The following is a 15207-nucleotide window of genomic DNA, read 5'->3' on the forward strand; positions in this document are numbered from 1 at the left end:
CTATATATTTATAGTTAATAACCAAGGACCACGCACGGTCCAAAGTTTTTGACCAAGGAATTTGTCCTTGCGACCATTGAGGAGGGGCCACACCCGACCCCATTCCGAACTCGGAAGTTAAGCCCTCCATCGCCAATGATACTGCTAGGTAGCTAGTGGGAAAGTAGGTCGTCGCAAGGACTTTTTTTCGCCCTGTAAAAAGGGCAGCCAAGCCCCGTACAACTACGTGTACGGGGCTCTTTTGCGTTTAAGAAAATAGGTTAGGAGTGAGGGGAATAGGGGGTCTACACCAAACAAAGGGGCACAAGCCCGAATGATCAAACTTCCAACCGTTGATTCTACTCTCGACTACCCGCACAAAACCGCACACGCAGCCGATAATTTTCAAAGTTTCTGAACCAGTATGCCCGTCGTTGAATGAGTTTCATTTTACGATGAAACCCTTCCGTTATCCCGTTGTTTTTTGTGTAGCGAAACATGCGGGCCACTTCTTCTTTCCAGCTGTTCAGAGTTCTGCCCAGTGTCCGAAGCGGAGCAAAAGGACTCTGCTGAAGTTGCTTGATTTTATCAAGCAATTCGAAAATATATTTTTTACAGCTTTGATTGTTTTGTGCCTTGGTTCGCAACAAGTCGTTCAGTTCATGGCAGAACAAATAAAGACTTTCAATTGCTGGCTGCGCTTGAAAATAGTCGGCTAACAGTACTTTTCGTTTTTCGGTCAAACGGTCCTGCCGACACAACAAGGCACGCATAATTCCACCTCGCCCATATGAAATATTTTCTTCATCAATCAATTTGCAAGCCTTTGTAAAATGATGATTAACCAACCTGATTACGTGAAATCGATCCGAGACAATCTTAGCGTTCGGGAACCAGTTTTTTACCAGATGGCGATAGGCCGAGTTCATATCGATACAAACAACTTTTACCTTACTACGCCCTTTAAGAGCCCTGAGAAAAGGAAGTAATTCAGACGCACTACGGCCTTGCGCAATATCAAAAATGCTATTGTTCTTAAGATCGCAAAACGTAGTTGAAAAACCGACTTTGCGAGTGAAACGATGTTCATCTATGCCCAGATAACGGGGGCACACTTTGTTCTTATAGTGGCTGATTTTAAGCTTGATAACTTGGTGGTAGAAACGCTCTACACTGGCAACACCGAGACCGTTTTCGTTAGCAATCGTTTTGTTGGAACAGCCGTTGTTGTAAGCTCTGAACACTTCACGCTTCAACAGCTCTGTTGAGCGACTCCATTTCTGGACACCGCCCATACGCGTGTTAAAATATCGGCCACAATCCTTGCAATGATGCTTGTGACATTTCACCCGCAAAGTCGAAGATCAGCCCAGATGCGGAACACTTTTTATGAATCGCCAAAATGTATCCTTGATCCGAAAAGAAGAACTTCGGCATCTGGGACAGATAGGTTGTCCCGTCCACTCCACATCAAGAATTATAGGAAAATACGAAATCACTTTTTTCATTGCAAAATAAGGTAGACCAATTAAAATTCGCTCCATAAGTTGACTTCCTTTCTTTGGTCGGAAATTTAGTTAACTTATAGGGCATATCGAGTTGGTTCGGTATGCCTTCTTTTTAGGAGCTTAGATTATCGCCCCTTTCTTTGAGGTAGAGCCAAGTTATGGGGATATACCAAAGAACGGGGCGAATCTGATTGATTAAATTTTCAACCGTCGATTTTCATCTGCCCTACCAGCACGTGCTGCCGGTTGTTTTCAGTCTTTCAATAAGCATATGCGCATCTATGAGGGCGTTTAGTCTTGAGGTGAAACGCATATTAAAGTCTATGAACATAATTTTGCTAATTATCGCTTACTTATGGTCGCTAATATTCACATTAGTAAAAATTAAAGCCACAGTAACTATATAGTTACTGCGGCTAATTTTTAAAACGAAGATAGTTTTATATGTTAATCTACAGAATCTTTCCTTACATTATAAACTGCGCGGCCTTCAGCAATAATCACATCAGGATCTGAAGCGGCAAATACAATAATTGAGGTATTACCAACTCTGTTTCCAAGAAGCTTAACTCGTGCTTCAGCTACTATATCTTCTGGAGGTGCAGGGCGGAGATAATCAATTCTTAGATCTATTGTAGCTACTCGGTCATTAACATCACCAGATGCCCATACAGCCGTTCCTCCGCAAGTATCTACAAGCATAGATATGACTCCGCCATGTAGAGCTGGACGTCTGGCATCACCAATAAATTCTGGACGATATGGCAATCTTAGGCGGGCGTAATTTTTCCCCGCACACTCTACTTTAATGCCTAGAAAGTGATCAAATGGAATTTTTTCTTCAATCACTTCTTTGATATCTACGTTTTCACATGGTTCACTCATAAATTGTCCTTTTAGTCAGAGGCAGAATAATATTTACTTTCATTATGTTCATACTTGGAGAAAGTATTTACAAAAAGACAGCATGAATCAACAATATTTTTTAATACATCGCTTGGGGTAAGTATAGAATCAGTTGTGGGAAAATTGCGAATAAAATTATTCCAGCTAGAATTGCCGATAGAAATGGCATAGTTCCTTTAAAAATATCCTCAAGAGTAATATCCGGGGCAACTTTTTGTGCCATGCCGTATACAACATAGACATTGATTCCAACAGGTGGGGTTATGACACCTATCTGCGTAACAAGAACAATGATAACTCCAAACCATATGGGATCAAAACCTAAGGTATTAATAACAGGGTAGAAAACTGGGATGGTAAGCATGATAAGTGCCAGTGCATCCATAATGCAACCACCGATGAAATAAACAATTAGTATCATGGTCATTATGATAAGAGGATGCAGGTCAAATGAAGCTGTCCATTCTGCAACATTAAAAGGAATTCTGGTCACAGCCAGGAATTTACCGAATATTACAGCTCCGGCTACTAGAAACAAGACCATGCATGAGGTGCGTAGTGTTTCATACAGTGAGTTGACAAAAGCCTGCCAAGTAAGTTGGCGTTTGATAATTCCGAGAAGCAGAATTCCAAGTACACCTACTGCTGCTGACTCATTGGGAGTAAAGAAACCGAAAAACATACCACCGATCACTAAACCAAAAACAGCTATTGTATCGATTAGACCTAACAGTGATTTAAGTTTTTCTTTAAGGGGAAAATTTTCACCTTTCGGGCCTAAGCTTGGATCACGCCTGCAGATTATCGCAATAGCAATGATAAACAGAATTGTGAGTACAATCGATGGAATTATTCCGGCCATGAATAATTCACCGATAGATTGTTCCGTCAAGATTCCGTAGACAATGAGAACTATACTGGGAGGCATAATCATTCCCAGTCCTCCACCAGATGCTACAGATCCTGCTGCCAGTGAATTGGAGTATCCATAGCGTTTCATTTCAGGAATACCGACAGTAGCCATCGTTGCTGCTGTCGCAGGGCTTGATCCGCAAACTGATCCGAAGGCGGTACAGGCTGCTACTGTAGCCATTGCCAGGCCCCCCTGAATATGTCCCAGGAAATGGTAGGCTGTATTATAAAGCCTTCTGCTGATACCGCTGTTAAATGCTAGCTGTCCCATTAAAATAAAAAGAGGGATAGTTGAAAGACTATAAGATGAAAAAGTATCATAAAAACTGCGAGAAAGGAGATTCATACCTCCTTTAAGTGAAATCAGCATGGAAAATCCGCCGAACCCAACCAGAGTCATTACATATGCCACCGGCATGCGTGTCATGAGTAATGCCAGCATGACAAAGATGCCGATAATTCCTAGAGTGGTCGGTTCCATTTAGTCTTCCTCGGTGAAAAGCATGATGAGCTCTTTTATTAAGATTAGTGTGAAACATCCGAAACCGAAAGCAAGAGCATAGATGATAATATCTGTTGGAAGTTCAAGAGTCATCGTCACTTCATTTGCTTCGCGCATGGTACATCCATATAAATATAGGCGCCATGTGACTATTCCGAAAAGTGCTGCCCCGGCAGTTGTAGTAACTCGTTTAATGATCAGTCTGGTCTGTTTCCTGAGTTTGCTATATACAAATTCAACTCCGATATTTGCTTTTTGCGACTGTGCATATCCAAGGGCAAGTCCTGTCGTAAGCACCGCTAAGACGGTAACAAGCTCTTCTACACCTAATATTGGTTTACCGAAGACGCTCCGCGAAATTATGTCAGCACCGGTCAATAGAGCCATACCTATCAGACATGTTGCGGCAATATTTTTAAGTACGCTCTCTAGCTTATCTATAAAGCCTGAGATTTTAGAATTGCTCACTGATCACTCCAATGATATCAAATATTATACTTTATTATGTTTCATTTTATTTAGGCAAAAAAGTTCAAGACGCAGCTAATAACTAGCACCTTGAACTTTTTTGCCGGATATTCAGCTGTGTTACAAATAATTATTTACTGAGATGTATTAAGTGTTTCTATGGTAAAGCTGAGTATCGCTTTCCCATCAAGTTTCTTTTTGTTAGCTTTTTTTATGTATTCTTCCATCATCGGGGCGGCTTTATCTTTCCATCTCTGTCCTTCAGCTTCACTTAGTTCGATAAACTGTCCACCTTTCTCTGTAAGGAATTTACGCCCGATTTTATCGCTTTCATCCCATGCCTGACCGTGTTTTTCGGCCCACTCTTTGTTTAATTCAGTGATAATTTTTTGGTCCTGTTCTGAGATTGAATCCCACTTATCTTTGTTCATGACAGCAAAGAAAGTGGTGGTATAACCGACAGGATAATCAAGTGTGCAAAAATCAACTACTTCACCCATTTTCCAGCCTTTGTTGCTCTCCATCGGGTATATACCACCGTTTACAACTCCCTTGCGGATAGCCTGATAGCTATCTGGCATGGACATAGCAACCGGAGATGCTCCAAGAGCTTTTAACAGCTGTGCTGAATTGCCTGTACCGCGAAGTTTCATACCTTTAATATCTTCAAGAGTTTTAACAGGTTTTTTCGCTGTAAAAAGCAATCCCGGTCCATGGGCATGAAAGTACATTGGGACTACATCATTAAGTTCTTTGGGCTTAAATTTAGTATAGACAGCATTAGCTACTTTTGTTGCAGCCTTACCTGATTTATATCCCAGCGGCAGGTCTACTGCTGCCATAGTTGGGAATCTTCCCCGTGAGTAGGCTAGAGCAGACATGCCGATATCTGAAAGGCCTTCAACGACACCATCATAGCATTGTTTTGCTTTGGTCAACGTACCACCGGGAAAATATGTAATTGTAACTCTTCCTTCGGTTCGTTTGGCCACTTCATCAGCCCATTGCTGCGCAAGCTTAGACTGGATATGGGTCGGCGGGAAAAAATTTGAGTAGGTGAGGTTTATAGTTTTAGCACCAGCTATTACAGGCATTATGCACATACATATCGCCACGGTTATGAACGTCAGTAAAAGTTTCTTCATGTTTCCTCCATAAATAATTGAAAATTATCTGCCGATTTTATTCAGCTTTTTTAAGCCCTTTGCTAAGTGCAAGATTTATTGCCGTTTCACGTACATCGGTGAGGTCCACAACTCCGGTTTTAAGCGCATTTTGAACCATGAATCCTTCGAAAAGGACTGTGTTGAACGCTCCAATTTTTTCTGGAGGATAATCTGTTTCAATGAAATTTCGGATCAGATTGGCAAAGACTGTTTCAGAGAATCTATACTGACTCAGACTCAGATCTTCGCGCAGTTCTGGAATGCGTGAGGCATAAACAGTAAATTCCAGAAAAACTTTTGCCCAATTATGGTCTCGTACAATATTTTCCAGAAAATCCCAGATGATATTCATAACTTCTTCCAAGGAAGCAGCTTTTCCCAGTCTATCATCACGGAGGTTGCGGTATTGAGTCAATTTATCCTCAACAATTTCAAGGAAAAGTTTATCTTTACTAGCCCAATGACGGTAAAAACTACCTTTGGCATAACCTGCATGTTTTGTGATTTCAGCAACAGTTGTTTCCATAAAACCTTTTTTGCCGAAAAGCTCATTTGCTGCATCCATAAGCTCTTGCTTAGTCTGTCTGGATTTTTCTTGTTGTTTTCTAGCCATTTAATCCCTGATAATTTTAATTTGAGACCGTCGGTCATAATGTGACTAGCGGTCACTTTTATGAGGTATAACGTTGAGTTTATTGAGTGTCAAGCGTGTATGTATAGGAAGGAACCATTAATTATGAGTAAAATTAAAATGGGAATAGTGATAAAGTAATAATGATTGATTTGCTGACAGAAAAATGTTCGATATTTATTTTATAGTTATTTGTAACACTGATTATTGAGAGATACTTTGATGCGAAGCATACTTTTCTTTTTAGCTTGTTCTTTTATGTTGTGCGCGCCCATGTCTGTGCAGGCCCATCCGTTTGGTGAGGTCGTGCAGGAAACTACCATCATGAACGAGGATGGTAGGCTGTTGATTTTGTATAATACTTCAATAGGTCCTTCTATTACAGCTGCTCTCATACCTGACACAAATCGTGACGGGAAAGTTTCAGCGAAAGAGGAGGATGAGCTATCGAGTTCAATTCACAATATATTATCCCCCAATCTTAAAATTAATTTAAATGACAAGGACGTTATTCCATCTCTTTATTATAAATCTGTTACGCCAGCCCGCGGCGGGTACAATAATGGCCTTCGTTCTAATCTCATTTATACAATTCCAATCAGCAATGATGATTATGCTAAACAATATTTTAAATTTTCAGATAATAATTTTAGAACAGGCGAACTTAAATGGTTGAAATGGATGGTTCAGGCTGATCCTCAGTTTAGCATAGTAAAAACCTCTCCTGATGCAAGAGAGTTAAATTATCAGTTTTTTCCTAGACATGGTGGCGTTAAAACCGAGTCAGGTTCAGTTTCCGGTACTGCTCAAGTGGATAATATTTTAAAGCCTGATCCGCAGGAGAATTCAACTCAGGCTGCTTTAAAAGATTATCTTTCACGTGAGAATCTGGGAACAGGCGCTGCATTATTTGCCCTTGGTCTCGCATTTGTGCTGGGAATGGGCCATGCTCTCAGTCCCGGGCATGGTAAGGCAATGGTTGCAGCTTATCTCATCGGTAAAAGCGGGCGGATTCGCGATGCATTCATATTGGGGACAATTGTAACCATAACCCATGTTGCCAGTGTTATTGTTCTTGGGGTCACCGCGCTTTTGCTGTCACACTACTTTTTGCCTAATGAGCTTTATCCATGGCTGGGTGCATTTTCAGGTGTTTTAGTGTTTTTAGTTGGCTATATTATGCTTGCTAAACGGGCTGTGCATCATCACCACCATCACGATCATCACCACAGCGAGAGTTCTGGATCTGTCACATGGTGGTCAATGTTAAGTCTTGGGATTGCAGGTGGAATGGTTCCATGTCCAACTGCTTTGGTTGTTTTGCTGGCTTCAGTTGCATTTGGAAGAATTCTTTTCGGACTGCTTCTCATTTCAGCTTTCAGTCTTGGGCTGGCTGCAATTTTAATAATAATAGGTATATTAACTGTGCGAGCTTCAAAGTTGACCGAGAGATTTTCCGGAGCACGTGAATGGATAGAAAATCTGCCAGTTATAAGTGCTGGACTGGTAATGCTGGCAGGAATTGCAATTGCTCTGAATGCCTTACACACTGGTGGAATTATATCTTTTCGATAAAATCGTATTCAAAGTCAGCCGTAAAAAATTATTTACGATATTTATAAAAATCAGTCAGTTTATTAAGTGCTGCGTCCGGAGCTGATGCGTAGGGAATAAGTGGAAAGTTCAACTTTTCAATTTTATCGAGATAGTCAACATATTTAATTTTATCAATATACTCTACGTCCAGAACTATTTTTCCTGCATCCGTAAGTTTTTTGCAGAGAGTCAGGCGGTAATCACGATCACTTTCACTGTGAATGTTGAAGAGCAGGCTTTCAAGTCCAACCATATTTATTGTTTTGAAATATATATCCTTATATTCTGGTGAACATGATTCAAAAACACCAAGTCCATTTTGCGGGCAGATTATAAAGTTTTTACCAGCACTCTTGCGACAGTAGTCAGCAATTCTTTTGATGAGTTTCACCATGTCATCGGCAGTGTTTTGAACCTCCATCCCTTGTTCGTGCCAAAACCAGTATGCATCAACGATGTCGAGATAAACACCATCAAAACCTGCTTCAAGGATACTGTCAAGATAAGGCTGTAAGCATATTTCCCACCAATCTTCACGCCAGTATTTTACTTTGTAGTTTGCTGCCCAGTCTGGATTTTCTATGCCTAGAAAATGAGGCGGGTTATTTTTCCACTCTTTTTTCCAATAAAATCTATATTCTTCAGCTTCGCCGATTGAGAAATAACAGAGTACCGTTTTGCTGAATTTATGTAGAACGGATATTTCTGATTGAGTAATCCTTTTTTGGTCGGATCCATCTTTGGAGTAATCGGTTACGATAAGGTCATAGGGAGACTCAGCAAGTTGGGCAACTGATGGGTTTTGTAAAAGATATGCCCAGCTTGTAATTTTATTAAGGGGAGAAGTTTTTCTGAAATCAACTTTTATTTTTTGTTTATCTACTTGTGAGTCTACCAATGAAGATGCTTTAGATGTGCATGCTGAAATTATTACAAGCAATGCTAGAACGATAATTGTATTTGCTTTCATATTTTCTTCTGTTTTGGTCTGTTTAGACATCATAATAGTATGACATAGTTTAATGTTAAAATGAATTAGCTGTTTATGTACCAAATATAAATGCAATATGTAAAATAATATTGAAAATACTTTTCATGATAACTTTTAGAGCGTATATATAAGTATATCACAGAATTAGAATGTTCTTTGGTTCCTGTTTTCTTGATTTGTTGTGTAAATATTAAATTAAGTTTGTATTTTAAATAGTTATTTAAAGTAGTTATTTTTATTTTTGGAATATTAAGGAGGGTCACGTGAAAAAATTTTCATTTATGGGTGTTTTTTTAATTATGATTTTGGCTGGGTGCTCCGGTACATATATGAAGGATTACGTCCAGCCGAATGGTATTGCAAGTGAAGCACGTTTTGTTGCTGTTTTACCTTTGGTAAATCTTACCACTACACCTAATGCCGGACGTATCGTCAGTGAGTTGCTTTCAACTGAACTTTATTCATCCACTAAGTTTAAACTCATGGAATCAACCGATATGCTTAAGCGTGTTCGGGGTGATGAAGATGATCTTGATTTTGTAATGGATGATGTTGTTGCACAGAAAATGGGTAATAAGCTTGGCGTTGATACTGTTATCTATGGTTCTGTTTCCGAATACCAGTACAAGCGTGGTGTGAACCAGAGTCCTACAGTTGGAATAAATTTGAGAATGATCGATGTTTCTTCCGGTAAAGTCCTTTGGGCTTCATCTTCATCACAAAGTGGAGGTTGCTTTTTCGGATGTACAGAATCTCTCAACAGTGTGGCACAGGATGTCTTGTCGAAGATGGTCGCAGCAATGTCAGCTGTTCCTGCGCAGTAGTTGCGCTTCTGGCCGTGATTACTTTTACTTTGTTCGGATACAGGATTGCACTGGGTAAGAATCCTAATCAGGTTTCAGCTTGGGCGTGCTATTACGGTGATAAGGATAGGACAGCACAGCTGACTGGTTTTGACCTCCTTATTTCTGATCCAAGGGGTCAAAACCCGGACCCTTTACGTGCTGGCGGAGTAAAAGTTCTCGTATACGTCAGTCTTGGAGAAATTACGGAGAATAGCCCTTATTATGGAGAAGCAAAGAAGCTAGGATTACTGGTTCGTCATAATAAGAACTGGAATTCTTGGGTAGTTGATGTGCGTCGTCCCGAGTGGCAGGCATTACTGTTAAACCACATTATTCCTGATGCCCTGTCTAACGGATATGATGGTCTTTTTTTTGATACTTTGGATTCTCCTATTGATATGCAACGGCGTGACCCTGATAAATATAAAGGGACTGAGCGGAGTTGTGTCGAGTTAGTTAAAGATATTCGAAAAAAATATCCTGAATTATTGCTATGCCAAAATAGAGGGTTCGAGATTATTCGTCGCACCGCACCGTATCTCGATTATCTTTTGATTGAAGGTCTTAGTAGCAACATGCATTTATCGAGTGGTGTTCGAAGCGATGTATCAGACTCTGATCGTGAGTTCTTGATTGCAAAAGCTTTCGTGGCAATTGAGAAAAATCCTAAACTTGTTGTGTTGAGCCTTGATTATTCACCAATAGATGATGTGGATGCTATTAACAGGGCTTATGATTTTTCTCGAAAACAAGGATTTGTACCTTATGTCAGTACGCCGGATCTTAATGAAGTTTATGTTCACGAGATTAATCCCTAATCTGTTAATTTTTTTGTTCATTACTGTGCTGGCTTTTCCAGCTGCCGCTGCACCCGTAAAGCGCAAGGTTTTAGTCTTGTATGTCAGCGATGGAGCTTTTCCTGCCCGTGAGAATTTTTTCATGGAAGGCTTTGCTCTGCCGTTAAATTATCTGGGCTTTATGTATCAACTTATAGATTTTAACGATTTTGATTATCCTGACTCAACGGAGATGGAAAAATACGAGGCAATCTTAACTTCTTTTCCAGATGATAAAATGGCTGAGCCTGAAAAATTTCTCAAATGGCTTGCTGAACAACAAAAGTCAGGAAAAAAAATTATTATAATAGGTAGTCTGGGAGCATACACAAATTTAGAAAATGAAGTTGTTGATTCTGCTTTGATTAAAGAAATCTATTCTAATCTAGGGTTTTCATGGCAGGGAAATGCTACAAATGACCGTATGAAATTGAAGTATGCTGCAATTGATAATAAGTGGATGAATTTTGAGAGAAAGTTACCTGTTTTTCCTTATTACTATGCGCAAGTAGTTCCTGTAAGTAACGCCACCAGCACTTGGGTTGCTGTAAGTGAGAATGGAAAGACTGCCAACGGCTCAGTTGTAGCAACTGGTCCCGGAGGAGGATTTGCTTTTAACGGATATATACGTTGGCAGGACCCTGTAAATTATCTGAAGCAATGGTATCTTAACCCGTTTGAATTTTTAAGACAGTCGCTTGGTCTGCAGGGCATGCCTGCTTTTACACCTACTACGTTAAATGGATTGCGTGTTGCTTTTGCCCATATCGATGGCGACGGTTTTGCCGGATATACTGAGGTTGATAAGAATAAAAATTGTGGAGAAATCATTATGGAGCGCATTTTTGCGCGATATGATTTCCCTAATTCTGCATCTGTTATTGCCGGTGAAATTGACCCTGATGTGCGTGGAAGCATTGATAATGTAGAGCTTGCCCGCACTCTTTTCGATATGAAAAATGTAGAACCTTCCTCTCATACCTATACACATCCTTTTGCATGGAATGCCAAACTTCGAGATTCTAAGGAATATGATCAGGATTTTATTGTCGGCCAGTATGAAAAAACTGGATATAAATTTAATGCAAAATACGAGATAGTCGATTCCTGCAATTATATTTCTGAAAGTCTGGCTCCTGCGGAAAAACCATGCAGGGTGCTTTTCTGGTCAGGAATGTGTGATCCCACTTCTGAGCAAGTGGCAATTGCTGATAATGCAGGTCTCCTAAATCTTAATGGCGGGGATTCTGTTATGGATTCTCGCCGTAATTCCTATTTTGGAGTGTCTCCTCTTTATCTTGCTCTTGGGCAGTACAATCAGATTTTTACAGGTCAAGCCAATGAAAATATTTTAACTAATCTTTGGACCGGCCCTTTTTTCGGTTTTAGAAATATTGTCGAAACTATGAAACGAACTGAATCTCCGCGGCGTGTTATGCCTATAGATATTTATTTCCATTTTTATAGCGGGGAAAAATTTTCATCTCTTCAGGCTTTGGAAGATGTTTATGAGTGGGTAATGAATCAGGATACGGCAAGGGTTTATGCTTCATCCTACATTAAAATGGTGCGTGGATTTTTGACTGGCGTAATCAATAAAAATGATCCTGATCATTATACATTTAATGGTTATGGTGACTGTCTTTCTGTTAGAATTAATAGTTTGAATAAAGTGCCTGATCTTGAGAGCTGCAGGAATGTAATTGGCTATGATATTCTGCCTGATGGCGTTTATATCCATCTTAAACCCGATACAAAACAAGCTGAATTGGTTTTAACAGGTGATAACGGTGCAAATAGCAAGTATATTTATATTAAAAAAGCTTCAGGTTGGGTGCGAGATTTAACGCATACAGCTAACGGTGTGCGATTTGTTTTTGAATGTTTCAGCAAGGGAAAGATCGTATTTGGAGGAGTTAATCCAGATCACAAATATAGAATTATCAGGCCTGATCACGCTGCTACTGAAGTAGGTAGTAACGGCCAAGGTATTTTAACTCTTAGAGATATAACTTCCGGGCCTGTGGAGATTGTCAAAATTTGAATATTAAGATTTGGCGGGTACTCTTTTTTGTACTCATCATAGTCGGTAGTACCGTACTTATATATCCCTTTCCAAGGGATATGGTTCCTCTGTATTTAAAAAATGGTGATATTCAAAAAGCTTCTGAAATTTTAACACGGCTGCTTGAAGAAGATCCTGATGATCTGGAACTTTTGAGTCTTGGTGCAGATGTATACACGTATCGAGGTTTACCGCGTAAGGCTATTGCTAGTCTTGAACGTTTGCTTAAGCACAAACCTGATAATAAAGAGGCTCTTGATAAGCTTGTACTGCTTTATGAATGGGATGTTATGCCTCAAGAAGCTATGCAAACATGGGAAAGGATTGCAAACATAAGGGTGAAAGAGTCTAACCCTCTTCAAAAGTTGGTCATGTACTATCGCTATTTTGGCATGTTGCCTGAGGAAGTAGCTGCAATTATCCGATTGAACAAGTTGCAGGGGGAAAAAAGTTTTATAAGTTTATTTTTGACTGAGTTACGTAAAACAGTAGATCTACTTGCAGTTGAGCATGAACAAGATCCTCAAAATCAGCACCTTAGTTACTTGATTCGGCAGATCTTTGTAGTAGGTGAGCAGTTTCGCAATGCTCTTGAACAGAAAGATAAAATTAATCAGATTGAATATGTAACTTATGTTTTGGAAAATTTTGTTGCAATGGGGCGCTCTGCAGATGGTTACAATTATGCGCTGCGTATGGACGAAGAAAATGGCAAATCTATTGTAAACCGTTTGAGGCTTGCAACTGTATTGGGATGGTTTCAGCAGTATGAGACTGCGTTGGCAATTCTTAATGATCTTGAAAAAATTGTTCCAGATAACGTTGTCCTTGCAAAAGAGACAGTTGAATTGGCTCGTTCAGCCGGCCGTCTTGATTTGGCCGAAGCGGCTTTGGAGAAATTGGTTACACTTGAACCTGATAATGAGGAACATCATGCCAATCTAGGACAGATTTATATGGAGACCGGGAATCATCGTAAAGCGGTCACCATGTTTAGAAAGCTGGCCGCAAAGTTTAATAACTGGGTGAAATATGCACACGATATGTTGCGTGCAGCTTTGTACAGCTCTGATAAGCAGCTTATGGCAGAAGTCATTTCAAATACTGCTGATGTTAATATTTCCGATTCTGAGTATCTGCGTACCAAGGCCGATGTTCTATTAAGTCTGGATCGGCCTCTTGAAGCCTACCCTGTTTTGAAAAGTATCACGGAAAGTAACGGTGCCACTGTAATAGATTACGAGAGGCTGGTCGATGCAGCCATTGCTTCAAAAGAGAAGAAATTGGTTACTGATACTATTGATATTGCACTTAAATTTAGTCCCGGAAACGTAAAATTGATGCGTAAGGCTGGCGAGGCATGGTTGGCTTCTGGGGACCCTGCTAAAGCGTATGAATTTTATCGTCAAGTTGCTAGCAAAGAAGTGCAGGAAACTGATATACTAAATATGATTCTTGCTGCTTCAGATACACAAAATTTAAAATTGACGCGTGAGGCAGCAAGATATGCAGAGAAGCTTGCACCAAAAAATATCAAGATTTTAGCACAGGCCGGAGAAGTGATGCTTTGGCTTAATGCTCCTAAAGACGCTTATGCATATTATAAAAAAGCGGCACTTCTTAGTGGTGGAAATCTGGATTATGTGATGAAGCTTATTCAAACTGCTTCGTATACCGGAGATAAGACTATCTTTAAAGATGCTGCAGAAACTGCCGAGAAATTAAGGCCTTATGATGAACAGGTCGCGATGCTCGTCGCGGCAGTTTGGGATGCCGCAGGGGATAGTGCCAAGGCTCGTAACTTACTTGCCGCCTTTGCCAGTGTTGGAAGTAAAAATCTTGATATGCTTTTAAATTGGGCTGAATTTGCAGATAGAGCCGGTTTAAGTGAAGAGGCTTATCGTATCTACGAGCAGCTTTATGGCTTAGACTACAAAAGGAAAAAGGTTCGTAAAGAATTAGCGCGGCTTGCAGGATGGACAGACAGACCGCAGATAGCTGCTAAATACTGGGGTGAAATGTCAGATGAAAAACCACATAATTTCAGCCTGGCTGTTCAAGCAGCAAAGGGATTTTCCGATTCAGCTGAGTATAAAAAGGCAGTTGTATATTATGAACGGGCCAGATCTCTTAGTCCTGATGATATTGAGTTAAAACTTGAACTGGCAAAAACATATGGCTTTGCAGATATGAATGCTCAGCGAATTAAGCTTTTCAATGAACTTTATGAAGCAGGACATCTACCTGAATCTTATCGTATTGAACTTGCAAGAGCATTTATTGATGAGAAGAAGCCTGAAGCTGCTCTAGATATTCTTGAACCTTATGCCCGGTTGGATAAACTGCCTCGTTTTGAGGGGTTTTTGCTGGCCATAGCATTGCAGCAGGCAGGACGTGGATCTGAGGCTTCAGCTATTTATAAGAGGCTTGGAAAAGAGTATAGTACCGATGGTGTCTTTCTGGCTCGGCTTGGTGCGGAAGCTCTTTTTAATAATTTTAATAGCGATGCCTATTCTTTGTTTGAGGCTGCACTTAAAGTTAACAAAGACAATCATACCGCTCTAAAGGGTATTGCTATTCTACTTGGTGAGCGTGAGCAGTATAACAGAGCTATTTCTAAGTTCAGATCTTATCTTAGATTGGTTCCAGATGATGCTGATGCCCGGTATCAGTTGGCAGAAATATATCGTCTTTTGGGGCGTGAAGCGAATGCTGACAGGGAGTTCAGGCGTGCTGAACGCATTATTAAGAGAAGAGATCGAAATGATACTCTCAAAGCTAATGCTAAACTTACTAAATAGG

At 40.2% G+C, this 15207-nt stretch carries 12 protein-coding genes and 1 rRNA gene; 6 read left to right on the forward strand and 7 right to left on the reverse strand.

Annotation, left to right across the window (positions count from 1 at the left end):
• Nucleotides 1-65: 65 nt before the first annotated feature.
• Nucleotides 66-180, forward strand: a 5S ribosomal RNA gene (gene rrf, locus H589_RS0111035).
• A 158-nt stretch (nucleotides 181-338) separates the two neighbouring features.
• Here rrf and H589_RS0111040 read toward each other — a convergent pair.
• The 6 genes from H589_RS0111040 to H589_RS0111065 all read right to left on the reverse strand — a co-directional run bounded on the left by H589_RS0111040 (nucleotide 339) and on the right by H589_RS0111065 (nucleotide 6054).
• Nucleotides 339-1328 (reverse strand): ISL3 family transposase, encoded by a 990-nt coding sequence (locus H589_RS0111040; RefSeq protein ID WP_169433116.1) that lies wholly within the window; start codon nucleotides 1326-1328, stop codon nucleotides 339-341.
• A gap of 606 nt (nucleotides 1329-1934) precedes the next feature.
• Complete coding sequence (locus tag H589_RS0111045; RefSeq protein ID WP_027722063.1) at nucleotides 1935-2372, reverse strand: PaaI family thioesterase; 438 nt, start codon at nucleotides 2370-2372, stop codon at nucleotides 1935-1937.
• A gap of 100 nt (nucleotides 2373-2472) precedes the next feature.
• Nucleotides 2473-3786: a TRAP transporter large permease gene (locus H589_RS0111050; protein ID WP_027722064.1), complete on the reverse strand. Its 1314-nt coding sequence runs from the start codon at nucleotides 3784-3786 to the stop codon at nucleotides 2473-2475.
• The gene (locus H589_RS0111055; RefSeq protein WP_027722065.1) at nucleotides 3787-4275 is read right to left on the reverse strand and encodes a TRAP transporter small permease; all 489 of its coding nucleotides are present in this window, start codon (nucleotides 4273-4275) and stop codon (nucleotides 3787-3789) included.
• A gap of 134 nt (nucleotides 4276-4409) precedes the next feature.
• On the reverse strand, nucleotides 4410-5420 hold the full coding sequence (locus H589_RS0111060) for a TRAP transporter substrate-binding protein (RefSeq protein ID WP_027722066.1): 1011 nt from the start codon (nucleotides 5418-5420) through the stop codon (nucleotides 4410-4412).
• Nucleotides 5421-5457: 37 nt separating this feature from the next.
• Complete coding sequence (locus H589_RS0111065; protein WP_027722067.1) at nucleotides 5458-6054, reverse strand: TetR/AcrR family transcriptional regulator; 597 nt, start codon at nucleotides 6052-6054, stop codon at nucleotides 5458-5460.
• Nucleotides 6055-6294: 240 nt separating this feature from the next.
• Between H589_RS0111065 and H589_RS0111070 the strand changes: the two genes are divergently transcribed.
• On the forward strand, nucleotides 6295-7647 hold the full coding sequence (locus H589_RS0111070) for a nickel/cobalt transporter (RefSeq protein ID WP_027722068.1): 1353 nt from the start codon (nucleotides 6295-6297) through the stop codon (nucleotides 7645-7647).
• Nucleotides 7648-7675: 28 nt separating this feature from the next.
• Here the strand turns inward: H589_RS0111070 and H589_RS0111075 are convergent, their stop codons facing one another.
• A complete protein-coding gene (locus tag H589_RS0111075; RefSeq protein ID WP_084146979.1) occupies nucleotides 7676-8638 on the reverse strand; it encodes an MJ1477/TM1410 family putative glycoside hydrolase in 963 nt (320 codons plus the stop codon).
• Between the two features lie 284 nt (nucleotides 8639-8922).
• On the opposite strand from H589_RS0111075, the gene H589_RS0111080 reads away from it, so the two are divergent.
• The 4 genes from H589_RS0111080 to H589_RS0111095 are packed head-to-tail and all read left to right on the forward strand — an operon-like array spanning nucleotide 8923 to nucleotide 15206.
• On the forward strand, nucleotides 8923-9483 hold the full coding sequence (locus H589_RS0111080; protein WP_027722070.1) for a GNA1162 family protein: 561 nt from the start codon (nucleotides 8923-8925) through the stop codon (nucleotides 9481-9483).
• Nucleotides 9402-10322 (forward strand): glycoside hydrolase family 191 protein, encoded by a 921-nt coding sequence (locus tag H589_RS0111085; RefSeq protein WP_245577127.1) that lies wholly within the window; start codon nucleotides 9402-9404, stop codon nucleotides 10320-10322. Before H589_RS0111080 ends, H589_RS0111085 begins: the two co-directional genes overlap by 82 nt.
• Nucleotides 10300-12384 (forward strand): polysaccharide deacetylase family protein, encoded by a 2085-nt coding sequence (locus tag H589_RS0111090; protein ID WP_245577129.1) that lies wholly within the window; start codon nucleotides 10300-10302, stop codon nucleotides 12382-12384. Before H589_RS0111085 ends, H589_RS0111090 begins: the two co-directional genes overlap by 23 nt.
• Nucleotides 12381-15206: a tetratricopeptide repeat protein gene (locus H589_RS0111095; RefSeq protein ID WP_027722073.1), complete on the forward strand. Its 2826-nt coding sequence runs from the start codon at nucleotides 12381-12383 to the stop codon at nucleotides 15204-15206. Before H589_RS0111090 ends, H589_RS0111095 begins: the two co-directional genes overlap by 4 nt.
• Nucleotide 15207 lies beyond the last annotated feature (1 nt).

It is taken from the genome of Maridesulfovibrio zosterae DSM 11974 (assembly GCF_000425265.1).
Lineage (GTDB): Bacteria > Desulfobacterota > Desulfovibrionia > Desulfovibrionales > Desulfovibrionaceae > Maridesulfovibrio > Maridesulfovibrio zosterae.

Coding starts and splice junctions, on each gene's coding strand:
- H589_RS0111065 (WP_027722067.1), bottom strand. CDS start 6,054: ATGGCTAGAAAACAACAAGAAAAATCCAGACAGACTAAGCAAGAGCTT.
- H589_RS0111070 (WP_027722068.1), top strand. CDS start 6,295: ATGCGAAGCATACTTTTCTTTTTAGCTTGTTCTTTTATGTTGTGCGCG.
- H589_RS0111075 (WP_084146979.1), bottom strand. CDS start 8,638: ATGAAAGCAAATACAATTATCGTTCTAGCATTGCTTGTAATAATTTCA.
- H589_RS0111090 (WP_245577129.1), top strand. CDS start 10,300: ATGTTCACGAGATTAATCCCTAATCTGTTAATTTTTTTGTTCATTACT.
- H589_RS0111045 (WP_027722063.1), bottom strand. CDS start 2,372: ATGAGTGAACCATGTGAAAACGTAGATATCAAAGAAGTGATTGAAGAA.
- H589_RS0111060 (WP_027722066.1), bottom strand. CDS start 5,420: ATGAAGAAACTTTTACTGACGTTCATAACCGTGGCGATATGTATGTGC.
- H589_RS0111050 (WP_027722064.1), bottom strand. CDS start 3,786: ATGGAACCGACCACTCTAGGAATTATCGGCATCTTTGTCATGCTGGCA.
- H589_RS0111085 (WP_245577127.1), top strand. CDS start 9,402: ATGTACAGAATCTCTCAACAGTGTGGCACAGGATGTCTTGTCGAAGAT.